This window comes from Fodinibius saliphilus, assembly GCF_005869845.1.
In the GTDB taxonomy this organism is placed as follows: Bacteria; Bacteroidota; Rhodothermia; order Balneolales; family Balneolaceae; genus Fodinibius; species Fodinibius saliphilus.
In genome coordinates, this window is sequence record NZ_VAWF01000001.1 from 1,079,000 (window position 1) to 1,102,508 (window position 23,509).

The 23,509-nt window shown below is 39.6% G+C and carries 21 protein-coding genes; 10 read left to right on the top strand and 11 right to left on the bottom strand.

Annotated features, from left to right (window positions below; translation table 11 throughout):
• Positions 1–63 precede the first annotated feature (63 nt).
• On the bottom strand, positions 64–1,923 hold the full coding sequence (gene mutL, locus FCN14_RS04515; RefSeq protein ID WP_138429888.1) for a DNA mismatch repair endonuclease MutL: 1,860 nt from the start codon (positions 1,921–1,923) through the stop codon (positions 64–66).
• Between the two features lie 85 nt (positions 1,924–2,008).
• Positions 2,009–2,209, bottom strand: a complete 201-nt coding sequence (locus FCN14_RS04520) for a hypothetical protein (RefSeq protein ID WP_138429889.1) — start codon at positions 2,207–2,209, stop codon at positions 2,009–2,011.
• Positions 2,210–2,409: 200 nt separating this feature from the next.
• Here FCN14_RS04520 and icd point away from each other — a divergent pair, with 200 nt between their 5' ends.
• Positions 2,410–3,657, top strand: coding sequence for an NADP-dependent isocitrate dehydrogenase (icd, locus tag FCN14_RS04525; protein ID WP_138429890.1), 1,248 nt, complete (start codon positions 2,410–2,412; stop codon positions 3,655–3,657).
• A 96-nt stretch (positions 3,658–3,753) separates the two neighbouring features.
• Here icd and FCN14_RS04530 read toward each other — a convergent pair whose 3' ends face one another.
• From FCN14_RS04530 to uvrC, 6 genes are all read right to left on the bottom strand, one after another.
• The gene (locus FCN14_RS04530; protein WP_138429891.1) at positions 3,754–4,305 is read right to left on the bottom strand and encodes a hypothetical protein; all 552 of its coding nucleotides are present in this window, start codon (positions 4,303–4,305) and stop codon (positions 3,754–3,756) included.
• Positions 4,306–4,315: 10 nt separating this feature from the next.
• A complete protein-coding gene (locus FCN14_RS04535) occupies positions 4,316–5,851 on the bottom strand; it encodes a trypsin-like peptidase domain-containing protein (protein ID WP_138429892.1) in 1,536 nt (511 codons plus the stop codon).
• A gap of 2 nt (positions 5,852–5,853) precedes the next feature.
• Complete coding sequence (gene recO, locus FCN14_RS04540; protein ID WP_138429893.1) at positions 5,854–6,591, bottom strand: DNA repair protein RecO; 738 nt, start codon at positions 6,589–6,591, stop codon at positions 5,854–5,856.
• Positions 6,592–6,747: 156 nt separating this feature from the next.
• Positions 6,748–7,401, bottom strand: a complete 654-nt coding sequence (locus tag FCN14_RS04545) for a hypothetical protein (protein ID WP_138429894.1) — start codon at positions 7,399–7,401, stop codon at positions 6,748–6,750.
• Entirely contained in the window at positions 7,385–8,032 is a 648-nt protein-coding gene (locus tag FCN14_RS04550) for an RNA polymerase sigma factor (protein WP_138429895.1), read from the bottom strand. The genes FCN14_RS04545 and FCN14_RS04550 overlap by 17 nt, the downstream gene beginning before the upstream one ends.
• 386 nt (positions 8,033–8,418) lie before the next feature.
• Positions 8,419–10,275 (bottom strand): excinuclease ABC subunit UvrC, encoded by a 1,857-nt coding sequence (gene uvrC / locus FCN14_RS04555; protein ID WP_138429896.1) that lies wholly within the window; start codon positions 10,273–10,275, stop codon positions 8,419–8,421.
• Positions 10,276–10,661: 386 nt separating this feature from the next.
• Between uvrC and FCN14_RS04560 the strand changes: the two genes are divergently transcribed.
• From FCN14_RS04560 to FCN14_RS04575, 4 genes are all read left to right on the top strand, one after another.
• A complete protein-coding gene (locus FCN14_RS04560) occupies positions 10,662–12,134 on the top strand; it encodes a sodium:solute symporter family protein (RefSeq protein ID WP_138429897.1) in 1,473 nt (490 codons plus the stop codon).
• Entirely contained in the window at positions 12,134–12,823 is a 690-nt protein-coding gene (locus tag FCN14_RS04565; RefSeq protein WP_138429898.1) for an RluA family pseudouridine synthase, read from the top strand. Before FCN14_RS04560 ends, FCN14_RS04565 begins: the two co-directional genes overlap by 1 nt.
• 55 nt (positions 12,824–12,878) lie before the next feature.
• Positions 12,879–13,757: a class I SAM-dependent methyltransferase gene (locus tag FCN14_RS04570; protein ID WP_138429899.1), complete on the top strand. Its 879-nt coding sequence runs from the start codon at positions 12,879–12,881 to the stop codon at positions 13,755–13,757.
• A gap of 138 nt (positions 13,758–13,895) precedes the next feature.
• On the top strand, positions 13,896–14,810 hold the full coding sequence (locus FCN14_RS04575) for an anti-sigma factor (RefSeq protein ID WP_138429900.1): 915 nt from the start codon (positions 13,896–13,898) through the stop codon (positions 14,808–14,810).
• A 4-nt stretch (positions 14,811–14,814) separates the two neighbouring features.
• Here FCN14_RS04575 and FCN14_RS04580 read toward each other — a convergent pair whose 3' ends face one another.
• On the bottom strand, positions 14,815–15,405 hold the full coding sequence (locus FCN14_RS04580; RefSeq protein WP_171032805.1) for a hypothetical protein: 591 nt from the start codon (positions 15,403–15,405) through the stop codon (positions 14,815–14,817).
• Positions 15,406–15,553: 148 nt separating this feature from the next.
• Positions 15,554–16,915 (bottom strand): DNA recombination protein RmuC, encoded by a 1,362-nt coding sequence (locus FCN14_RS04585; protein ID WP_246043097.1) that lies wholly within the window; start codon positions 16,913–16,915, stop codon positions 15,554–15,556.
• A gap of 534 nt (positions 16,916–17,449) precedes the next feature.
• Between FCN14_RS04585 and FCN14_RS04590 the strand changes: the two genes are divergently transcribed.
• Positions 17,450–17,659, top strand: a complete 210-nt coding sequence (locus FCN14_RS04590) for a zinc ribbon domain-containing protein (protein ID WP_138429902.1) — start codon at positions 17,450–17,452, stop codon at positions 17,657–17,659.
• Between the two features lie 27 nt (positions 17,660–17,686).
• On the opposite strand, the gene FCN14_RS04595 is transcribed toward FCN14_RS04590, so the two are convergent.
• On the bottom strand, positions 17,687–18,718 hold the full coding sequence (locus FCN14_RS04595; RefSeq protein ID WP_138429903.1) for a sodium:calcium antiporter: 1,032 nt from the start codon (positions 18,716–18,718) through the stop codon (positions 17,687–17,689).
• A 232-nt stretch (positions 18,719–18,950) separates the two neighbouring features.
• Between FCN14_RS04595 and FCN14_RS04600 the strand changes: the two genes are divergently transcribed.
• The 4 genes from FCN14_RS04600 to FCN14_RS04615 all read left to right on the top strand — a co-directional run bounded on the left by FCN14_RS04600 (position 18,951) and on the right by FCN14_RS04615 (position 23,322).
• A complete protein-coding gene (locus FCN14_RS04600) occupies positions 18,951–19,655 on the top strand; it encodes a DsbA family oxidoreductase (protein WP_138429904.1) in 705 nt (234 codons plus the stop codon).
• 618 nt (positions 19,656–20,273) lie between these two features.
• The gene (locus tag FCN14_RS04605; RefSeq protein ID WP_138429905.1) at positions 20,274–21,119 is read left to right on the top strand and encodes a lytic murein transglycosylase; all 846 of its coding nucleotides are present in this window, start codon (positions 20,274–20,276) and stop codon (positions 21,117–21,119) included.
• 120 nt (positions 21,120–21,239) lie between these two features.
• On the top strand, positions 21,240–22,196 hold the full coding sequence (locus FCN14_RS04610; RefSeq protein ID WP_171032806.1) for a matrixin family metalloprotease: 957 nt from the start codon (positions 21,240–21,242) through the stop codon (positions 22,194–22,196).
• An 88-nt stretch (positions 22,197–22,284) separates the two neighbouring features.
• A complete protein-coding gene (locus tag FCN14_RS04615; protein WP_138429907.1) occupies positions 22,285–23,322 on the top strand; it encodes a matrixin family metalloprotease in 1,038 nt (345 codons plus the stop codon).
• The last annotated feature ends 187 nt before the right edge of the window (positions 23,323–23,509 follow it).

Here is a 23,509-nt window from a genome sequence, read left to right on the forward strand (position 1 = left end):
ATGCTATTTTTCATCCAATATAAAATGGGTCTCACGTACCAATCTCGATTATAAGTAACACTCTTATCGAAAGCGAGCTTCAATATCTTCGAGTGGAATATATTCAATCGTAGCTTTATTCAATGGATCTTTATAAGGCTCTTCACAGGCAAAAAGCTGATCCAAAAGATTTTCCATCTCCAGATCAGTAAGCTTTTTCCCCTTCTGTATAGCCGTTTTTGAAGCAAATGCAATAGCAAGCTTACGTCGCTCATCAAAATCAAATTTACCATCCAGTTCTTTGTATTGATGAAGCATCGATTTTAAAACAGAGTGTTCATCTCCCACATCGATATCAGCCGGTACCCCACTAACCATAGCAGTATTCCCACTCATAAGCTGTACATTAAATCCCATTCGCTGAATAATCGGATGTAACTCTTCGAGCAAGGAAAACTCGGAAGCCGAGAACTCCACTGTTTGTGCAAAAAGGAGTTGTTGAGTACTTGGAATAGCAGCCTCAGTAGCACTCAATGCTTTCTCATAAACAATTCGCTTATGAGCAGCATGTTGATCAATCATACAAAGACCCGAACGCGTTTGCGTTAAAATATAGCAGTCATGAAGCTGCCAGAAACCACGATCACGCATACGTTGCGGGCGATTAGATTGCTCCGCTTCCTGTTCCGCTCCCCGTTTTTTTGACTGATCATCAAAATCATAAAGCTGTTTTGAAAAATCACTCTGTCCCCTTTTCTGGGAGGACTTCTCGGGGCGATCGAAATTAATGCGTGAAGGAAATTTTACCGGCTTTTCTTTCTTTTGTTGAGAACCGGTGTTTTTTCGTCCGCCAAAGTTAAAATTTGAAGAAAAACCTCTCGACGAGGATCCCTCCTTCTGCTGCTCACGGTCAGTAACATCAGGAACCAGGAACTGTTCATTCAATGCTTTTTTAACCACTGATTTTGTGAGCTTGATCATACTTCGCTCATCCTCAAACTTTACCTCCTCTTTGGCAGGATGCACATTTACATCTACCTGTTTGGGATCCACTTCGAGAAAAATAGCATAAAAGGGATAATCCTTTTCGCCGGTCCATGTATCATAAATACTCAGGATAGTATGCGTAAGCCATCGATGCTGTATTGGCCGTCCATTAACAAAAATAAACTGCTCGCCCCTACTGCGTTTCGTCAGCTTTGGATCTGCAAGAATTCCATGAACAGTCAGATAGCTTGTTTCTTCCCTGAATTTAATCAGGCTCGCTTTGTAGCTTTTACCAAACATACCGCTGATTCGTTCTTTCATCGACTGATCTTTAGGCAGATCATAGATCGTATCCGTATCAGCAATAAGCTCAAAACCAATATCTACATTAGCTAAAGCTGCCTGTTGAACTGTTTTAAGGATATGGCGAAATTCAGTAGCATCTGTTTTCAAAAACTGCCGGCGGGCTCGCACATTAAAAAATAAGTTTCGCACAGAAACCGAAGTACCATCCTCAACAGCGGCAGGCTCAAATGATTTTTCTTCACCGCCCCATATTTCATATTTATATCCGATATCATCATTGGGACGCTTCGTTTTTAACGTCACTTGTGCTACCGATGCAATAGAAGCCATCGCTTCGCCTCGAAACCCAAGGGTTCGAACACGAAACAGGTCATCCATATCTTGGATTTTAGAGGTAGCATGTTGTTCAAAGCAGAGAGGGATATCTTCCTTGCCGATACCCGAGCCATTATCTATAACCTGGATTAGGGTACGTCCTGCATTTTGAATCACAATTTTTATATGATCGGCACCTGCATCAATAGCATTATCCAACAGTTCTTTAACAACAGAACTGGGACGCTGAATAACCTCGCCGGCGGCTATTTTATTTGAAATTTCAGGGGGAAGCTGACGTATTATGGAGTTTGAAGAATCCGTTTCCTGAGTCAATGTACCTACTTCTTTTGCATAATTTTTATTAAGGCTGATGATACAAAAATATCATCCTATAAGTAAGACGAAATCACCCAAAAAACTACAGCAAATACATAATATAAATTACCATAGCCAGCCCAAGTGCATACATCAAAACAGAACGTCCCTGGTGGGATTTTTTATAAGGCCGTTTTATTTTGATACGCTCTCGTCGGCTCTGCTCCTTTTTGGGATCATAATACCGATATTGGTATTTGAACTTTTTGTTTTTGGGACGATGCCCGAACATTGGCTTAATCATAACGGATTCCTTTATCTGGATGTAGGAATTCTTTCAACTAATAATATAACGAGAAAATAACCAATTTTCAGAACCATTATAAGGCATAGAATACCCCTTCTTATTAATTTTATTTGAAATTCCGCATAACTCTGCACCTGCATCATTTTTTTACTATACTTAGAAACCAAATTTAATCCGAACTTATTGCTGAAATATCCATGAGTTACGACAAGATTACGCCCCCCGAAAACGGGACAAAAATTACTACCGAAGCCGACGGTACCCTGAACGTCGCTGATAATCCTATTATTCCATTTATTGAGGGTGATGGTATTGGCATCGATATTACGCCAACCATGCGCAATGTACTTGACAGCGCTGTTGAAAAAGCCTATAGCGGTGAAAAGAAAATTGAATGGTTTGAAATTTACGCTGGAGAAAAAGCCGTAGATTTTTATGGTGAAGGCGAATGGCTTCCTGCAGATACACTTAACGCCATTGAAGATTATAAGGTTGCTATTAAGGGACCATTAACAACTCCTGTTGGCGGTGGAATACGATCATTAAATGTTGCGATTCGTCAACATAAAGACCTCTTTGCCTGTGTACGACCAGTTAAATATTACCAAGGTACTCCGAGCCCGGTTAAACATCCTGAAAAAACCGATATGGTGATATTCCGTGAAAATACCGAAGATATTTATGCCGGTATCGAATATCAGACCGGAACCCCTGAAAACAAGAAGCTGAAAGATTTCTTGATTAATGAGATGGGGGTAGACAATATGCGATTCCCGGATACCACTTCTCTTGGAATCAAGCCAATCTCTGAAGAAGGAACCAAACGTCTCGTTCGGTCGGCAATTAACTACGCTATTGAGAACGATCGTGACAGTGTTACCCTTGTTCATAAAGGAAACATTATGAAGTTTACCGAAGGTAGCTTCAAAGACTGGGGATATGAAGTTGCCCGTGAAGAGTTTGATGCTGAAGTTATTGGCGATGGTCCATGGTGTAAACTGCCCAACGGTATCGTTATAAAGGACGCTATTGCCGATGCATTCTTGCAGCAGATATTAACCCGTCCTGATGAGTATGACGTAATAGCTACTATGAACCTCAACGGCGACTATGTTTCTGATGCTCTTGCTGCTTGTGTAGGCGGCATTGGTATTGCTCCCGGAGCAAACATCAACTATAATACAGGACTTGCTGTTTTTGAAGCAACACACGGCACGGCTCCCAAATATACTGGCCAAGATAAAGTGAACCCCGGTTCATTGATTCTATCTGGTGTTATAATGCTCCGCTATCTGGGCTGGAATGAAGCTGCTGATCTTATTGAAAAAGGACTCGAAGCTTCTATCACGCAAAAAACTGTTACTTACGACTTTGAACGCCTGATGGATGATGCAACTCTTCTCAAATGTTCTGAGTTTGGAGAAAAAATTATAGAAAATATGTAGTATAAATTCTACATCATTTCCTAACAGCTCTATATATGAAAAGCCCGCAAAGGTTTTACTTTGCGGGCTTTTTTACTAATTTTTTTAGAATAAAATTCAGAAGCTTTCAAATGCCTTAGATTCTTTCATCGCATTCCAAGCTTTTTCATATCCTGCTAACCGTTTGCCAATTCGTTCACTTAATTTAGCTTTTGGAACACTCACTTCTGCAAAACCGCGGTAACTTTCATAACCTTCTACACTTCTGGCATTAGTATTACTCACAGAAACCACATCACTGACAGCCTTATCTGCTTTACGTAGAGCAATTAGAAAGCGGGCTGAATCCAACCCATAACCTGATCCATACTCAGAAAGTGCTTCAGTTCGAATTTCTTCCAGCTTATCAGACAAGGCCGCCTTCACCTCTGTTTTAGCACGCTTAACCGCTTCCGAAACCGATGAAGCTGAATCACTGTTTAGGGCCGATGCATATCCTACCATCTCGGAACCGCTGTTTACAACTGTTTCAGTACTAAACCACGAAGGATAATCCTTTACCTCCTTTTGGGATGAGGACCCTTTTTTAACCACTTCCGTGGTCCCGGTGCAAGATGCAAAAAATGAAAATGAAATAACAACAACTACTAAACCCAAAAAACGATGCATAAAAATAATTTTACTGTTCTAATTCGATCATTCTGGTCTCCCCTTCTCGGGTAGCGACCTCTAACAAAACCGAATCATATTTGTTAAAAAATTGGTTTATAAGATCCTTTAAAGATTCCAGATCTTCAACTTTTTGATCTCCTACTTTTTTTATCTCAAATCCCGCTTTTAATTTTTTTTCATCAGCATCAGATCCATCCACTACTTCGGTTATGATTAAGTGGTATCTATCCCCTACCTCCTCTTTTTGAATTGCCATAACTTTAATGCCAAAATCGAACACTGCAAAATTATTATCATCAGAAGATGAATCTCTTTCATCATCTTTTTCCAAACGATCTCTAGAGGAGGGAGTATTGGCAAACTGATGATTTTCCTGCTCAAGAAGCCCAAGCTTAACAGTTTTAGTCATTTTAATACCGTCTCGCAGAATATCCAGCTCAACCAACTCCCCTGGATTTCGTACCGCAATTTTTTGTTGAAGCTGATTCGATTCATTCACAATATCTCCATCGACACTTAAAATAACATCCTCCGTTTGCAGTCCTGCTTTATCTGCTGCACCACCAGGCGATACAGCAGTAATCTGAACTCCGCGAATTTCATCCATACCCAATTGCTCTGCCAGCTCTGCATTTACACTTACAATTGTCACCCCCAGCAGTGCGCGCCGCACTTCACCGTATTCGATTAAATCCTGCCCCACTTTAGCTGCTAAATTCGATGGTACGGAAAATCCATACCCCTGGTAATTTCCACTTTGGGAGGCAATAGCCGTGTTAACTCCAATTAATTCTCCATCTGTATTAACAAGGGCACCTCCACTATTCCCTTTATTAATGGCAGCATCTGTTTGTATAAAGCTTTCGACCCGCATCTGATCATTAATAATCTGTACATCGCGACTTAAGGCACTTACAATGCCTGCGGTTACAGTAGACCGCAACCGAAACGGATTCCCGATAGCAAGCACCCATTCTCCCACATCAACTTCATTGGAATTACCAATAGTAATAGCCGGTAGATTATTGGCCGGTACCTTAAGAACAGCCAAATCTGTGGTAGGATCTTGTCCCACAATACGTCCTTCGAATGTACGTTTATCATTTAATACTACTTCTATTCCATCCTCAATAGCCCCATCAATAACGTGATTATTTGTTAATATATATCCGTCACTACTTATGATAATTCCAGAACCTACCGTACGCGTGCGACGTGGTATAATATTTCCCCAAAAACCGTCTTCCTCTTCGTGAAATTCATCATCGGGTATATTTCGTCTAGAGAACGGTATCACCGTTTCTATATAAACAACCGTAGGCGTAACATGCTCAGCTATCTGTTTAAAAAGGAATCGATCATCAATTTTAGCAAGCTCTTCATCTGTAAAAACAGGTGTTCTACCGTGCCTTACCTCTGTAACCTTAACCTTTGCACGGTCATCTACCATATTTTGTTGCTGGTAAAAAGCGATAAGAGTGCCAATTATCACACCAATCAACACCAATAAAATACCTGATAAAAAACGGTCTCTTCTTTTCATACTTACTCCTGTAATATTTGTTCAAAAATGGCATCAGACTTACGGTCTCGAAGTCCTTCTACATGGTATTTTAAATATCGATCCAAATGATCAATTAATGACCGCAACTCCCCAGTTTCAAAAGAAAACTCAAACAGTTTTGAACTTCTCGCCTGCAAAGCGATACGAATATAATCATACTGGGTTGGGGTTAACTTATATGAATGTGAGGAAATACTTTCGGTAGTTATTAAACCCGATTCCAGGTTAAAATAGTTCGTTTCTTCTCTTGATTGATTTACATCAAGCTGTAGTCCGATTCCGGTAAGGCCAGCCAAACGTATCTGCAGGTAAGGAAACATTTGTGGAGGATATATATCGGCCGAATTAAGCCAGGTTAACATCTTTTTTGAAAAATCGAACAGAGGCGTATTCACTTCATCATCATGCAAAAGCTGACCAATCATCTCAATAGCTGAAGTCATCGTAGCCATCTTTTCAAAATCGGTGCGCAGCTTGTCATTCTTTACTGCATAACTTGCCTCAGAAAGGATCTGTACCGAACGAGAGGATTTATGATAATAGACTACATCAAGGATATTGCCGACCTCAATGAGTCCCGAAAATTTACTCTTGGGCTTTTTAGCTCCTCGAACCATAAGCGCAATCTTACCATGTTTGCGAGTAAACATGGTTACAATCTTGCTGGATTCCTGGTAATCGACAGTCCTGAAAATGATTGCTTCAGTATGGGTAATCATTTACTATTCTAGCTGGTTCAACCTTCATGCATATCCTTCTATTATGTTCAACTGAGAGATATGTCGTTAATTTCGAGCCTAACTACAGCTTATGCTCTGTTCCAGTTGAACATTAAAGTGAAGTATAGAACCTTTCGGCTAACAAAACCAGCTCTATTAATTACCCGATCCTGTTAATTGAAGAGAATTTACCCGGCCTGTTCCCCCTGTAGGTCGTTCAATTAAACGTAGTTTTTGAGTAGCATTTTTGATGAGAGCTTGGTACTGGCCATTTTGGTTCATAAACTGATCCTCATACCGCAGAATATCATTTCGGTCAGTCCACGGTTTAATCTTAGGTTTTGAACGGTTGTTTATATTTTTCTGGGTGGCCTCATTACCTACTCTGGAAAGTTGCATTCCCCCAATATCAGTAGAAACATTGGCAGAAGATGCAGTTGAAGAAATGTTCTTTTCTTGAGAAGATGTGTTTTGTTTTCCCTCACTGCCAATATAGAACCACATGCCGCCAGCTGTAACCGTAAGTGCCAACGTAGCAGCAACAGCATACTGTAGAACCGGCTTAAATGTTTTCTGTGATTTGCGATTCTTTTCGGCTTGCTCAGCCGCTTTCTGCATAATAGCATCGGTAACATCAGAAGGGGGATCCATCTCCGGAAGTTTATTTAATTTCTGGAGCGTCTGTCTCATGCTTTCAACCTCGATGAGAAGATCTTCATCTTCCATCATAGCTTGTTCCATAAGTAGCTCCTCAGAAGGATCCATCTCCTTCATCAGGTACCGAATACAATCATTATCCTCGTTGGGCATAATTATTTTCTTCTTGTTCTTTTTCTTTGTCAAAAAGTTTTCGAAGATTTATGAGCGCGTACCGCATACGTCCTAGTGCGGTATTAATAGAAACATTCGTAAGTTCTGCGATCTCTTTAAACGGCATTTCATAATAGTGACGTAACATTACAACTTGACGTTGTTCCTTGGAAAGCTCGCCTATATGCTTCATGAGACTACTTTGTGCCTCTTCCTTCTCAAGCTGTTCCTGCGCGCTGATAAGATCTTCATCAGGCAAACGATCATAGAAGTCAGTGTTTGACTCTTTGTCGTAGTTAGAACTAACGTCTACAAACCTTTTTTGTTTTCTTAAATAATCGATTGTTGCATTATGGGCAATACGCATAACCCAGGCAATCCACTTCCCCTGTTCATTATAGGTGTCATCCATCTTGGTGATGACCTTAGTGAAGACTTCCTGGAAAATATCATCAGCTTTTCCAGCACTCCCTACCATACTATAGATATAGGAATAGATCTTGGTCTGATGCCGATTCATCAACTCGTTAAATGCTTGCTCGTCACCATTCTGGCGATAGAAACGAACAAGATCTTTATCATCGAGTTGCTGGTATTTTTTGCTAATATGTTTTGATTGCTTGAGTTTCATAATAACCTCACGGCTGAATTAAGAAAATTTTAGTCAGCGATGCAACTAACAAGTTATTAGATGCATAATATTGACTTCATCTTTCATTCAGAACAAATTATATTCTTTGTTGTGATTCACTATCTGTTAGTAAACAGTTAATATAGGCACAAACCAAACATTTGTTCCAAAAACAGAAACCAATCGCCTACTGCTAATAGCTATTTTCATTCTAATTCATGACAGAAATAATATCTATCACATGATAATGTTAGAGGTGTTATATGTACAAGTACCATGCCGAACCATAATAAACTGCCATTATATCCCTCAAAAAGTGTCTTTTACTGTCGTCAGTTGGCAAACACTTTTATCTAACATGCTGCATTTCGAAAACATTTCTTTCTTTACTCCTTCTCCCCATTAAAATAAGTAAAAACTTTTTGCCCGGTTTTATTTCCAATTTCTTCCTGGAGCTCTTCTAAAGAGCTCTCTCGCACGGTGTTCACTGATCCAAATGATTTCAGCAACTGCTTTGCCGTTTTCTCACCGATCCCGTTAATTTGCGTCAATTCGGTTTTTATAGTACGCTTCGATCTTTTATCCCGATGGAAATCCACAGCAAAACGATGCGCTTCATCTCTTACTTTTTGCAATAATTTAAGGGCCGATGATTTTTTTGGAATCATAATAGATTTTGATCTGTCCGGAACAAAAACCTCTTCAAGCCGTTTAGCTAAACCGATAATCTCACATTGTCCGTAAAAACCGATCTCTTTGAGAGCAGAAACAGCACTGCTTAATTGTCCCTTGCCCCCATCTACGACAATTAAATCAGGGATTTGTTCTTTGTCATCCATCACCCGTTTATATCGTCTACTCAATACCTCCTTCATAGATGCAAAGTCATCAGGTCCTTCAACCGTCTTAATATTAAACCGTTTATATGAACTTTTTCTAGGACGGGCATCTACAAAACAAACCATTGAAGCTACAGGGTCACTACCTTGCAAATTCGAATTATCAAAACACTCAATACGCCGTGGCAACCGATCTAAATTCAGTCGTTCTTTGAGTTCTTTCACTGAGTGTGGAATGTGTTTGCGGGCTGCTTTCTCTTTCTCCAGCTTTCGTTCTCCCAATAAAAGCTTGGCATTAGATAATGCCATGCGAATCATTTTTGCCTTTTCACCCCGTTGTGGTCGGTGCACACGCACCTTTTTACCTCGTTCTTCCCACAGGTACTGGGCAAGGGGCTCCTTATTTTTAAGTTCATCACTAACATAAACTTCATCAGGTATTGCACCTGCATATTGTCCGGTATAGTAATCTTCGACAAACGATTGTAACATCTCCCCTTTCTCGAGATGCTTAATATTCTTCAGGAACCGATGAAATTTACTGATAAGCTTTCCTTCCCTAACTTTAAAGAGTACCCCGCAGGCTTCATTAATCTCTTCATCGACCTTAACAGCAAACAGATCACGATCAACTTTTTTGCCCGCAACCATTTTCATCTTCTTACTATACTTTTGCACCGCCTGTAAGCTATCACGGATACGGGCTGCTTTTTCATACTCTAATGCCTCAGAAGCAATTGACATCTCTTCTTTAAGATCTTGAATAAGAGCATTAGTACGGCCATTTAACATACGTTCTACCTTTTCAATAGTAGCCTGATACTCTTCAATATTCCAGTCCCCGGAGCAGCTCTCCAGGTAATCATCAAAACAAGAGTGCCATTTAGGAGCCCCTTTCGTACGGTCAATATTCTTTCTTGAGACGGCACATGTACATAGATTAAAAGCTTTCCGAATCGTCTCCAGCATCCGCTTCATATGTTTTACGCTGTCGTAAGGACCGAAATACTTGCTGCCGTCGTTAATTACTGTTCGAGTTGGAAATACCCTTGGACGATCGGCATTGGTGACACAGATATAGGGGTAGGTTTTGTCATCCCTGTAGAGGATATTATAACGTGGCTGATGTTTCTTAATCAGGTTATTCTCAAGAATAAGAGCTTCGGCTTCCGAATCCGTAACAATTACTTCCAGATCCTCAATCTTGTTTATCATCACCCGAATACGTCCGTCATGGTCACTTGAATCCTGAAAATATGACCGCACGCGATTGCGCAAGCGCTTTGCTTTGCCCACATAAAGCAGCCGATCTTTTTTATCTTTAAACATATATACGCCGGGCGAAAGTGGCAGATGATCCACTTTTTCCTTTACATCCACATCGGGGTTGTGCTCATTACTCATCGTACAAAATAGCTCTGTTCAAACCTCAATTTTTCTATGCATTAACTTACATATAGTGTTTCTGGAATGGAAACATTTAATAATTAAGCTGTTCCCAAATCCGGGATTGAATCATTAGCTATAATTATTACATTAGTAGACGACATAAGATCGGTATTATTATCTATGAGTCTTCGGAAAAAATTTTTTATAACCATATTCATCCTCATTCAAATAGGACTGGTATGGCCAGGCTATGCCCTATTTTCGGATATTTATCCTATCATATTTGGATTACCACTTTCGTTCTTCTGGGTTGTAGCAATGCTGATATCAGCCTTTCTTCTGTTACTCTGGTACTTTTTAACCGATCCCGAACACAGTAACCCGAAGTCTCCTGAATCCTGATGGAAAGCTGGGTCATCATTTTACTTATCTGTGGAATATACCTTGCCATAACTCTGGCAATGGGTATTATTCCGGGATTAAAAGTTTCTGACAGTGTTAGTGGCTTTGTTGCCGGCGACCGAAGTATGAATTTGCTGCTGCTTTATTTTGTACTAGGTGCTTCCATATTCTCCTCCTTTGCTTTCCTTGGCGGACCCGGCTGGGCTTACTCCCGGGGTGCTGCAGCCTTTTATATAATATCCTATGGAGCCACAGGAATGATTCCCATCTACTTTTTTGGACCCAAAGTGCGACGATTGGGAGAAAAATATGATTTTGTGACACAGGCCGAAATTCTGCAAGATCGTTTTAACAGCACCTCTCTCTCAGCCTTACTAGCTATAATAAGTATCGTTGTTTTTATTCCATATTTGACCCTGCAAATGAAAGGTGCCGGCTATGTTATCACTACTATTAGTGAAGGGGCTATTCCACAGTGGCTTGGAGCCGGCATTGCCTATCTTGTGGTTCTGATCTATGTATACTTTAGCGGAGTTATGGGTGTAGGTTGGACCAACACCTTCCAAGGGATTTTTATGATGATCATTGCCTGGTTTTTGGGAATTTATCTGCCATATGAACTATTTGGTGGCGTTGGTGAAATGTTTACCCAGATTGCCCAAAGTGACATGTCAGCTATGCTAAAAGCTCCCGGTCTAAATGCTTCCGGCGAACCCTGGAATTGGTGGAGCTACAGCTCGGCTGTTATTGTATCCGCTGTGGGGTTTTCGGTCTGGCCTCACCTTTTCATGCGTGCTTTTGCTGCAGAAAATGATCGAACAATGAAACTCACAGCAGTTTTATACCCCACATTCCAATTTTTTCTGATCCCAATTTTAATTATTGGCTTTACCGCTATCCTGGCCTACCCCAACGTATCACCTGCCGATAGTATTCTTCCCTATATTCTTACTCAACTGGACTTACCCATTATCATAATCGGCTTGGTTTGTGCCGGAACGCTGGCTGCTTCTATGTCGTCAGGTGATGCTATACTCCATTCTGCGGCTTCTATTGGTGTACGCGATGGACTTTCCCATATTTTGCCGGCCGAATGGCATACTGATAAAAAAGAACGTAACCTTATCCGCTTACTGGTTATTATTATCAGTCTTATTGCCTACTATTTTGCCGTTATATCTGATGTGCCTATTGTGAACCTGTTGCTAGGATCCTACGGAGGAGTGGCTCAAATTTTCCCCCTTGTCCTTTGTATGTTTTACTGGAAACGGGCAACTGGTTACGGAGCAATAGCCGGACTTCTGGGAGGAGTTCTAACAACGATCTTTTTCTTACTCTATCCCGAGCTCCGGCCTTTCCCGATACATGAAGGAATATACGGGCTTTTAATAAATATAGGCCTTCTTGTTACAGTGAGTTTATCCACAGAACCCGAATCGAAAGAACGTATTGAACGGTACCTAAACGCATAATGAAACAAACACGTACCCAACCTGATATCCCAATTGTTTTTGAGGATGACCATCTTCTTCTTATTCAAAAACCCGCTAATGTCCTCTCTCAAGAAGACCATACCGGAGATCCCGATGTCGTTAGTCTATGCAAATACTATCTATCTCGGTCACAAAAGAATCCATTTTTGGGATTGATTCATCGTCTTGATCGCCCTGTTGGTGGACTCATGTTATTGGCAAAAAATCCACAAGCAGCAAATGCTCTTTCCCAACAAATACGTGATAGAACAATACAGAAAACATATTGGGCTGTAACTTCCGGAGCTCCTCCTCAGAATGGTGTTCTCACCCATCACCTGCAAAAAGATCGTGATCGAAACGTAGTAGAAGTAGTAGCCGGGAATCAAAAAAAAGGTAAGAAAGCGATACTCTCTTTTGCTAAAATGGAAGAAGCGAATGATCTTAATTTGCTATCCGTTCACTTACAAACAGGGCGACCACACCAAATACGCGTGCAGTTGGCCCATAAAGGATATCCTATTTGGGGTGACTATAAGTACGGCAAGAACCAGCCCGATGGTCGAGATATTGCCCTAAGGGCTGTAGAATTGACCTTTAAACATCCTAAGCTCAACCAGCAGATGCACTTTGAGCTGGCTCCACCTAATAAAGAACCTTGGCGTAGATTTTCAATTGCACAATCTTAATCAGTGCTGCTGAAACAACAGATAATATAGAATTTTAGCATTATATACTTTTTTAATGAAAGCCGATCAGCTTAGCCAAACAGCGGCCTTCTTAGCGATCAAATTCTATGGTTTGAGTCGTTTTGATTCCTTCCGCTCCCTCTTTGATGATTCCGTAATCATATTCTATGAACGACTCGTCAAAACACTTCCTGCCCCTAATCGCTATTATCACTTCTGGTTGCAGTTTAGATGGGTTCGGAAATTATATATATGGTCAGAAGAACTTTTGTTACCCGGTGATCTGCTGCATGTAGTAGCCCGTAAATGGTATATCCATCGGATGGTAAAAAAAAGTATTGCTGAAGGCTCAAAACAACTTATCGTTCTGGGGGCCGGTTTTGACCACTTGGCTCATCACTACAGCCAACAAGACATATATTGCATCGAATGTGATGTTCCGTATATGGCAAAACGAAAAAAAGCATTTCTCCGGCAATTCTATCCAAACAGTCAGCACCCTTTAATCGTTGAGGCCTTTCTCCCAAAAGACCAGTTGGTCGATATATTTGAAAATCATCCTGAAGTCGATCCTAATAAAAAAACTACTATAGTTGCTGAAGGTTTTTTCGACTATCTCAATAGTAATACTGTCCATTCTCTGTTAAAAGGGCTAAAACAACATTTCACCTCTACTCCAACCCTCATAAGCACACATTTTGACCTTAATGAGCTGTTTCCATTCCATCAACATATTTTTAAGTCAAGTGTTAAACTAGTCGGTGAAGAATTACAGCTCCAAAAATCAATAAATGAATTCAAAGACTTATTATCAGAAATTGGATACCGGCTAAACCGACACTATGACTGCCAAACAATTAGAGAAGAAATAACAAAACATTGTAATACCGACTTACCCTTGTTAAGTGGTTTTCACATCCTACAGCTAGAGTAATTCATTACAAACGTTAATGATAGTCAAAAATTCGTTAAATGCTCTCAAATTGGAACATTAACAAATACCTCTTTGTTATGTAATTAAGACTTATATATCTTTAATATAACATTCTACTACGGTATTAGAAGCAATACTATGGGAAGAAATACCAATCTCTCGCAAGAAGAAGCATTTAAACTCATCACTCCTGTTATAGATGGAGAAGCTACTGAGGATGAACGAGCTGCTCTCTTGAACTATATTTCCCATAATCAGGATATACAACAGGAATATTATTTGATGAAGGAAATAAAAGCTGTTGTAAAATCTCGTTATCCACGTGCCAAGGCGCCCTCTTCGATCAAGAATTTTGTTAAAAATATAAGTGAGTATTCCAAAGAAAGGGAAGCTCCTATATATGACCTTCCAACCAGTGAACCAGCCAGCCACTCAAAGGTTGGTACAAAAAATAATACAAAACCATCCCCATCCGGGAAAAATATATTTATACAGTCAGCTGCAGCCATTGTTATATTTGTTCTCATTGGTTGGACCTACATGAACTTTCATGAAACTGTTCCCCAAAATGAGAGATCACATAATGTAGAGCAAGCAGCATATAATCACTTCATTCGCCACAATGGGCAATGGGTACAACCTACTATTGCAACTTCTGATTTAGGAGCAGCAGAACTCCAACTTGTCTCGAATTACGACATGCCAATGGTTATACCCTCACTGCAAAATACTCGCTTTGAAGGCGTAGTTTATGAAACCTTTGTACCTGATTTCAAAACCCCCATGCTCGAGTATTATCTGCCCGAAGAAGATCAATACATCTATATTTTTGCATTCAAACTTGCTGAGTTAAATAAGAATGGGACTCTCACCAGATCCAAAGAAGCGATACAACAATGTGATACTCCAACAGACTTTTATATCCGAAATATCAATGGGAAACATGTAGTCTCTTGGAAATGGAATGATGTTTGGTATGCTGCTATTTCAAACCATGACGGTAATACGCTGGCATCACTGGTAGAACCACTGCGGCAGGATCCTAGCCAATAAACTTCTATAATTTTAACTGAGCCGTAAGCATCGGCGCTATTTTATTATTAATTTGCTCAGAATTAATTTTAAAAGAAAACCGTGACTGTTTGTTGTACTCTCTGACCGATGCCTTAGCACTGACAATATTATATACGATACTTCCTAATATCAGCACCTCTCCGATAAGTATTTTAGTATCAGTTAAAGAAACCTCTTTGTCATCAATAGTAAGGGCATCGGCAAAGTCATTACCAAATATTTCTCGGGTAGCATCTGCCATCAAAAATGCCCCAACACCGCGAATTGCTACCCCCAGTCCACCTCGTTTATAATCTTCTACATGAAAATTGGCAGTAGAAGGACCAACAATTAACCCATAAACTGCCAAAGCTGCTCCTGCAGTTTCAAGAGTATTGTTTTCAGTAATGGCTACCGTTCCAATCCCCAAAGCAATAGGACTTACTGTATTTGTGTAGCCGATGCTCCGTGCTTTCGATATCGATTTGGCATCCTCATCTCCAACTTCAACAGTTATATCATTTTGTGCTTGTAATGGGAGTCCGATACATACGAATAGTAATGTGAACAAAAGTGTAGAGTGATATTTTTCCATAGATACAAATATGAAAAGCTTTTACTATAAATAAAATTATAATTCTATACCCAGATATTTTTATTGGTTTCTGTTCCCTACCTATCCCCAACAGCTAATATCCAATCATTAAACTCACTACGAAAGGTGAACCCCTCAGGCCAAATACTTATGAATCACTATTATCCTGTTCTATTTGCGGCCGATCGGTCAACTCTCCCGGTAGGTTTTTACTGGCTTTCGCCCCCAGCTCACGCAGCATCTCAACCTGTCGTACTACATTCCCGCGCCCTTCCGACAGACGTCCCATAGCTTCATCATAACTTTCCTGTGTTTGCCGAATACGTTGACCGATATCCTGCATACTTTCCACAAATAGTACAAACTTATCGTATAGTGCCCCGCCCCGTTCAGCAATTTCCTGGGCATTTTTACTCTGATACTCCTGCTTCCATACGCTATCGATAGTTGCAAGGGTAGCTAACAGAGTTGATGGACTTACAATGACAATATTTTTGTCAAAAGCATCGTAATAGAGGCTGGTATCTTGCTGTAAAGCAATACCAAAAGCCGATTCTATGGGCACAAACATCAGCACGAAATCGGGGCTATTTCCTCCGTAAAGCTGTTCATAATTTTTACTGCTCAATCCTTTTACGTGGCTGCGCAATGAGTTTACATGTTGCTTCAGAGCATGTTCCCGTTCTACGTCATCATCAGCGGAACTAAACCGCTCATAAGCAGTCAACGACACTTTAGAATCGATAACAAGACGTTTTTCATCGGGCAGATGCACTACTACATCCGGATACAGCCGACGCCCCTCCTCGGTGGTATGGTGCTCCTGGATTTCATATTCTCGACCTTTTGTAAGCCCCGACTTTTCAAGGATACGCTGTAATATCACTTCTCCCCAGCTGCCCTGTGTCTTCGATTCCCCTTTCAGGGCTTGCGTTAAGTCTTTGGCCTCTTTGGCCATCTGCTGGTTCATCTCCTTCAGATGCTTGAGATGCTCTTTCAGTGAGCTCCGACCCTCTATATCTTCTTTATGGGTCTCCTCTACTTTCTTTTTAAACGCCTCCATCTTCTCTCCCAGTGGTTTCAGCAGCTGATCCAGTTTCTCTTTATTCTGCTCGGTAAACTTCTGCGATTTTTTTTCAAGGATTTTATTGGCCAGGTTCTCAAACTCATCTTTAAATTTGTCCTGTAAGTTCGCCATCTCCTCTTTCTGCTCGCTGAGCCGCTCTTTTAAATTTCGATATTCAGCATTGAGCTCGGCCAGCTGTTTTTCTGCGTCATTGGCCCTCCCCTGTTCTTTATGGTAATTATTTTTTGCTTCCGAAACCTCGGCATCCAGCCGCTCATTGCGTTCTTCAAGCCGCGAAATGGTTTGCATAGCCTGCTCACGCTCCTGTTTTAATGTTTCTGCTTCTTCGTTGGTAAGGGGCTGACTACTTTTGTATTTGAAATGGGCGATGATGTAGCCTAAAACCAGGCCTAGAATGATATAAACGATTGACAATAATTCCATGCGTTATAGTAAAGCTGTTTTCAGGATTCAGATTACAGGATACAGTATATATTATGCTTTGTTCTTGATGTATTGAGCATAAGGTGTGACATCTGATAACTTGAAGCTAATATCACGGTTCTGCGGTCCAGTTTCCAGTGTGGAAATAAAATAGGAATGCAGAGTGACTACATAGTGGCAGGGTAGATATTTTAATTCCGCCTCCATTCCTCCTTTATTCTATTTACGGCTACATACCTTAACTCCTTATGAAGTACTAACTTGTCCAAGTGGTATATTTTACTCACTAACTAGGATTTAACAGACCATGAGTAAAACATTAGAGAAAGGTTATAATGGCTTTTAGGGTACCAATCCTGTCCTCTACCTATTAGCCAACAAAAAGAGACGTTTAAACGATTTCTATATTAGTAAAGAAAACGGAGGTCCAGCTTCCATTGCCAATTCATTATACTGCTAGCTTGGTTTTTGAAGGGCTATTTTCTAATATCGATTCATCTTAAATCATTACTCATAACGCAAACAGATATTACTATGCGACATCAGAACTGGCAGTGTCCAAAGTGCAAAAACAGGGAATTTGAAACAGGAGAGGTTTCCGGGACGGGTGGTTTCTTTTCCAAATTTTTCAATATCCAAACCCAATCTTTTACCACTATTACCTGTACAAAGTGTACCTACACGGAAATGTACAAAGGAGAAACCAGTACACTCAGTAACATCTTGGATTTCTTCGGTAACTAAGGTGATTATCTCTCTTGGGGCTTATCTCTAAGCCGGTAAGGATGGAATAGAGTCAATTATAGCCAAATTCTCGAGTGCCATCCAGATCAAGAATACAACATATGCTATAATAAGGGTTACTGATTCTTTTCGATCGAGAATCATATCGGTCCGCATAAAGCTGAACAATAGCAACGTTGCCAGGGTAAGTGCCCCCATTAGCGGAGCTGCCATACTGAAATTGATGACAGTAGCCCCAGCTATAAGTACGCCCATCGGAATACAAACCAATAGGTCAAAAATATTACTGCCCAGCACATTAGCCAGTGAAGTTACCGCATCACCTTTCTGGGCTTTTCGAACACTTACAAAGGTATCGGGGATGCTGGTCCCTGCAGCAACAACGGAAATTCCCCAAAGAAATGAGGGGGTACCCAAAAGATCTCCAAATTTAATAGCCGATAATACCAACAGTTCTACCCCAATTAGGATGATAACTAAACTGCCCACCAACATTGCCCATTGTCTCAGGGGATTAATATTTACTGACTCTATCTCCGGTTCATAATCCATAGTATCTTGGTACTGTATAAAGATATAAAACCCATAAAGTAAAAGGGGTAACAAAGCTAAAGTACGGCTCATCTTCCCGAAAATGGCTTCTCCTTCAGTGGTTACAGGATAAAAAATAGCAGCAAATGAAAACGTAATGATAAGAACGGCCACAGAGATCATATAAAACTGTGCTTCTTTATAAACCAGGTCACGATTAGATTCCAACGGATTTTTTGCCACCAACCCCGCTGCAGCCGGAATAATGAGAATATTGAAAATTGCTGACCCCACTATTGCTGCTACACCAAGCTCAAACTCTCCATGTAATAAAGTAGAAATCACTACCGTTGAGAGCTCTGGGAAACTGGACCCGATAGCCACTACCAAGGCTCCCTGTACAATATCAGGCAATTCATAATATATAGATAGCCCTTCGCTGGCATTTTCAAGCCAATCACTGCCTTTCCAAAGTATCGCAGTAGCCAATAAGGCCACAAAAGTCCACAGCAATAAAGAAAGTATCATATAGGCATATGCAATTAATGGTGAATCGGTTTTCAATAAATGAAGTTTATTACTCCGAATAAAGTGTTTTTAACTGCTATTTCTCTAAATGGGATTATCTTGCTTTTATAAATGATAAACTGTTGCAAGTGATAGAAATCCTTCAACGTTACCCATTCGCTTCCTATTGAGAGGGAGTATTCATCTGGTTATCTTATCTTCAATAATTAATTTACTCCTCAAATGAAATAATATGAAAGTAGAAATTTGGTCCGATGTTGTATGCCCTTTTTGTTATATAGGAAAGCGCCGTTTCGACCAAGCCCTCGAACATTTTGAATATACCGATCGTATTGATATTGAGTGGCGTAGTTTCCTGTTAAATCCTGATATGGAAACTGATACAGAGGCAACAATTAACGAGCATTTATCAACATCAAAGAATATTTCTATTGATAAAGCTCAACAGATGACCAATCGCGTTAAAACCATGGCTGCAAAAGAAGGGTTGGAATTTAACATGGATAAGATCGTAGTTGCTAACTCTTATAATGCCCATCGGATTATCCAGTGGGCTAAGACACACGGTCTCGCCCATAAAGCAGAAGAAGTGTTATTTGAGGCTTATTTTACCGCAGGTGCAAACATCGATGAGATTGATACCCTTGTTGATATTGCCGATCAGCTTGGACTTGATACAGACAAAGCCAGAAATATCTTGACAGGTGACAAATTTACTAATGTGGTAAAACATGATTTCCAAACGGCGCAGGGAATGAACATTCGCGGTGTTCCCCTATTTTTATTTGACCGCAAGTTTGTAGTTTCCGGTGCACAAGAGACAAAAACTTTTTTAAGTGCTTTAAAACAGGGATGGAATAACTGGCTGGAAAAACAACAAAAGATCCAAGATGCTGATGTAGATGGAATTATTTGTGGGCCTAATGGCAACTGCTGATTAATTCAACATTAGTACAAGATAAGCAGTAATTTGTTTACCAACCACCCATTAACTTCATCTTTGACTCTTTTATAGGGAACAAACCTTCATTTCACTTTAATGAAGAATCATTAATCTTCGGTCTGACGTGGTTTTATTATTAGTGCTAGCCTATCATGTTAAAGGAATTACAACTTCCTTGTAACTTATGTTTGTGAGCTAATGCTTAACAGGTTTTGTAAAAGTCTCTTAAATCGAAATCCTCTGTTTTAAATAGAGCAGAGGATTTTTATTCTTATATATTAGTATTGTTTGGTATCAGCTATATGATACATTTTTTACACCTGGCTGATTCTACAACAAGAAAAAAGGAAATTATTACCGTGTGCCCAAACCTGAAACAGGCTCAAATAGTCTAAAAATAAGAAGCCTTAACTAACCAGTTTTCTTCCCGATAACTATTAATAAGATAACATAGAATTAATTAATCGCTTCAATCGTTATATAAATAGTAGTATATAGGATATCATACAGACGATCTTTTGTTGACCGGCATCATAACACCGGATTAGTGATATACCTACAGAGATCGGCAGCGGCTCATTGCAAACAGAACAATATAAATCGGGGTGCCCTATGAGACTCTCATCCAAACAGTTTTCGTTATTAACAATAGTAATCCTGACTTTGTTATGGATTTTATTGTTTTTCTTTGATGCCACCTCTTATAGAAACACTGCTACTACCAACAATGCCGTATCCTCCAAATATTCTACAGTTGAGACTACAGAAGATATAAAGCAGATCGAGTCCCTCATCGCATATTTAAAAGAAAAAGGCTTTGAAGTAGGAAAGTTACTTGAAGATCCCCGTTTTGAACTCTACGATGGAATTGCCGATCGATTTCGTAAATCTGCTGAACGAAAATCTCACTCCCTAGCCTCCTATAAGAGAGTACTTGGATTCGATGCCAAAGCCCGTGAAATTCGTAATTTTATCGACGAGCACTCAAAGCAGCTTAATAAAGCTTCAAAGAAATATGGCATTTCAAAGTATGTGATTTCAGCTATCATTGGAATAGAATCAGACTTTGGACAAAACATTGGCAGCTATAATCCCTTCAATGCCTATGTATCGATGTACGCTGAAAATTACCGTCGTGATTTTGCCAAAGCGCAATTAAGAGAGTTAATGGAGTTTGTTGAACGTAAAAATATCGACGTATTTGAATTGAAATCTAGCTATGCCGGTGCTATGGCTTTTGCCCAATTTATCCCCTACTCCTTAAACAAATGGTTTGTGGGAAAAGATATCTTTGATATGAATAATAATATTATGTCAGTTGCTAACTACCTGGCTTATTTTAAAAAGCGGACCAATAATATCGAAACGGCTGTGCTACGATATAACCCCAGTAGTTTATATACCAAAGCTGTATTAGACTTAGCTGATACCGCGAAACAGCATTATGGAACCCACTAGTTTACTGAGGAGATATCGAGTTTAGTTGTTCATTATTGGATGAGTTACTTTCCGTACAGCCAATGATTTTATTGTGACAGTTTGTTAAGTTGTTTTTTTATAATCTTTATTATCAATACTGTGCAGCTGAAATCTTTTGGCTCAATTTTCTTTTTTTCACTTATAGGAATATTTTACTATTCCTATTTCAGTGTCGGGCAATACCTTATTGAAAGTAATACTGCCGAAATTTCCACTCACCAAACAGTTGCCTGTGAAAAAGTTCTCACCTATAGAATTGCAAATATCGATGAAAAATACGATATCAGTAATAGCGAATTAAAGCAGGTGATGAGGAAGGTTGAATCGCTTTGGGAACAATCAGTACAGAAAGAACTTCTGCAATATAAAAAAGAGGGAGAAATTGGCATTCATCTGATCTATGGCGACGAACAACAACGTTCACAGAATGAAAAACAATTATCTCGACGCATTAAGACATTAGATCATCGCGTCGAATTGATGAGAAAATCATTCAACCGTCTTTCTAAAAAATATAAAGAAAAGAGCGGAGAAATGGAAAAAGCGTTGGATAAGTACAATAAAGCTGCATCGAAATTCAATAAAAAAATAGAGGAGTGGAACAAAAAAGGTGGAATACCACGTAGCAAAAAATCAGAAGTAGAACAGATGCAAAAAGATCTCAAACAGCTACAACGTAAAGGAAATAGACTAAAAACGGCTGCAGAATCATTACGACAACGAGCTAATGCAAAGTCAGAACAACTTAACGATTTGGTAGATCGACAAAATGAAATGATTGCCGAATATAACAGCCGATTTAGTGAAGTAGGACGATTTGATCAGGGACAGTATCGTGTTGCAGGTAATCAAAAACGTATTAACATTTATCAGTTTGGAAATAGGGCAGAACTTACAGCTGTTTTAGCACACGAAACGGGCCATGCTCTGGGGCTTGACCATGTCGACAACCCAAAATCGATTATGCATGCTGTAATGGATAAACAAAATATCTTTGACTTAAGCCTAACAAAAGAAGATGTCAGTGCTCTACGTCAGCGATGTAACAACTATTAACAGCTGATACAAGCATCTTTTGACCTTGTGAAAAACGAATGTGAATTATCTAACAATCGTATTATTCATTCTTCATTCATTTATTCTCATGAAACACATTTTTGCCGTCATCTTTTCGGCCCTATTTTTAGGATCCTCAGCTTACCTTAATGCTCAACAAACACCAACTGTAGATTCTGCTTTAAAGAAAAGTAATACGGCCTTCGAAAAGATTCGGAAGAACCATTCTGAAATCCTTCCAAATAAATATGCCGACCCTTTTTATCCCTACTACCAAAACTATCCCCAAACAGAACCCTGTGGAAAAACTATCACCTATAGAATTGCAAATATTGATATCAAATACAATATCAGTAATAGTGAATTAAAGCAGGTGATGAGAAAGGTTGAATCTCTTTGGGAACAACCGATAGGAGAAGATCTACTCCAATATAAAAAAAACGGAGAGATTGGCATTCATCTGATCTATGGCGGTGAACAACATTTAGAGAACGACAACAAGTTTCCTCAACACATTAAGATTAAGACATTAGAAAATCGTATCAAATTAATAAGAAGGTCATATAAACGCCTTTCTAAACGATATAAAGAAAAAAGCGAAGAGATGGAAAAAGCGTTGGCTAAATACAACAAAGCTGCAAAAAGGTACAATAGAAAAATAGAGGAGTTGAAAAAAAACGGTGGAATACCAAGCAGCAAAAAACAAGAAATAGAACAAATACAGAGAATGCCTAAACAGCTAAAAGATAAAGCAATTAATCTAAAACAAACTGCGGAATCATTGCGACAGCGATCTAATAAAAAATCAAAAGAACTTGACGACTTATTAGATCGACGAAATGAAATGATTGCCGAGTATAACAGCCGATTCGGTGAAGCACAACGATTTAATCAGGGACAGTATCTGGTAACAGGTAATCGGAAACGTATCAATATATACCAGTTTAGCACTAGGGCAGAACTTACAATCCTTTTAGCGCATGAAACGGGTCATGCCTTGGGGCTTGACCATGTCGACAACCCAAGATCAATTATGCATATTGTATTGACCAAACAAAATATTTTTGATTTGAGCCTAACAGAAGAGGATATCAACGCTCTGCGTAAACGTTGTAACAACTATTAACAGCTGATATTCACATTCTGGTTTTTTTTAAAAAAGAATGTGAATTATCTAAAAGTCGATCTATTTATTTAACAACAATTTATTGTCATGAGATACACTCATGGAATTACATTTGTGGCTCAATTTTTAGGATCTTCAGCTCACCTTTTTGCGCAGTAATCATCCACAGTAGATTCTACGTTCCAAA

Excerpts from the sequence above, each read along its gene's own strand:
- FCN14_RS04520 (WP_138429889.1), bottom strand. The coding sequence starts at position 2,209 with ATGATTAAGCCAATGTTCGGGCATCGTCCCAAAAACAAAAAGTTCAAA.
- icd (WP_138429890.1), top strand. The coding sequence starts at position 2,410 with ATGAGTTACGACAAGATTACGCCCCCCGAAAACGGGACAAAAATTACT.
- FCN14_RS04530 (WP_138429891.1), bottom strand. The coding sequence starts at position 4,305 with ATGCATCGTTTTTTGGGTTTAGTAGTTGTTGTTATTTCATTTTCATTT.
- FCN14_RS04535 (WP_138429892.1), bottom strand. The coding sequence starts at position 5,851 with ATGAAAAGAAGAGACCGTTTTTTATCAGGTATTTTATTGGTGTTGATT.
- recO (WP_138429893.1), bottom strand. The coding sequence starts at position 6,591 with ATGATTACCCATACTGAAGCAATCATTTTCAGGACTGTCGATTACCAG.
- FCN14_RS04545 (WP_138429894.1), bottom strand. The coding sequence starts at position 7,401 with ATGCCCAACGAGGATAATGATTGTATTCGGTACCTGATGAAGGAGATG.
- FCN14_RS04550 (WP_138429895.1), bottom strand. The coding sequence starts at position 8,032 with ATGAAACTCAAGCAATCAAAACATATTAGCAAAAAATACCAGCAACTC.
- uvrC (WP_138429896.1), bottom strand. The coding sequence starts at position 10,275 with ATGAGTAATGAGCACAACCCCGATGTGGATGTAAAGGAAAAAGTGGAT.
- FCN14_RS04560 (WP_138429897.1), top strand. The coding sequence starts at position 10,662 with ATGGAAAGCTGGGTCATCATTTTACTTATCTGTGGAATATACCTTGCC.
- FCN14_RS04565 (WP_138429898.1), top strand. The coding sequence starts at position 12,134 with ATGAAACAAACACGTACCCAACCTGATATCCCAATTGTTTTTGAGGAT.
- FCN14_RS04570 (WP_138429899.1), top strand. The coding sequence starts at position 12,879 with ATGAAAGCCGATCAGCTTAGCCAAACAGCGGCCTTCTTAGCGATCAAA.
- FCN14_RS04575 (WP_138429900.1), top strand. The coding sequence starts at position 13,896 with ATGGGAAGAAATACCAATCTCTCGCAAGAAGAAGCATTTAAACTCATC.
- FCN14_RS04580 (WP_171032805.1), bottom strand. The coding sequence starts at position 15,405 with ATGGAAAAATATCACTCTACACTTTTGTTCACATTACTATTCGTATGT.
- FCN14_RS04585 (WP_246043097.1), bottom strand. The coding sequence starts at position 16,915 with ATGGAATTATTGTCAATCGTTTATATCATTCTAGGCCTGGTTTTAGGC.
- FCN14_RS04590 (WP_138429902.1), top strand. The coding sequence starts at position 17,450 with ATGCGACATCAGAACTGGCAGTGTCCAAAGTGCAAAAACAGGGAATTT.
- FCN14_RS04595 (WP_138429903.1), bottom strand. The coding sequence starts at position 18,718 with ATGATACTTTCTTTATTGCTGTGGACTTTTGTGGCCTTATTGGCTACT.
- FCN14_RS04600 (WP_138429904.1), top strand. The coding sequence starts at position 18,951 with ATGAAAGTAGAAATTTGGTCCGATGTTGTATGCCCTTTTTGTTATATA.
- FCN14_RS04605 (WP_138429905.1), top strand. The coding sequence starts at position 20,274 with ATGAGACTCTCATCCAAACAGTTTTCGTTATTAACAATAGTAATCCTG.
- FCN14_RS04615 (WP_138429907.1), top strand. The coding sequence starts at position 22,285 with ATGAAACACATTTTTGCCGTCATCTTTTCGGCCCTATTTTTAGGATCC.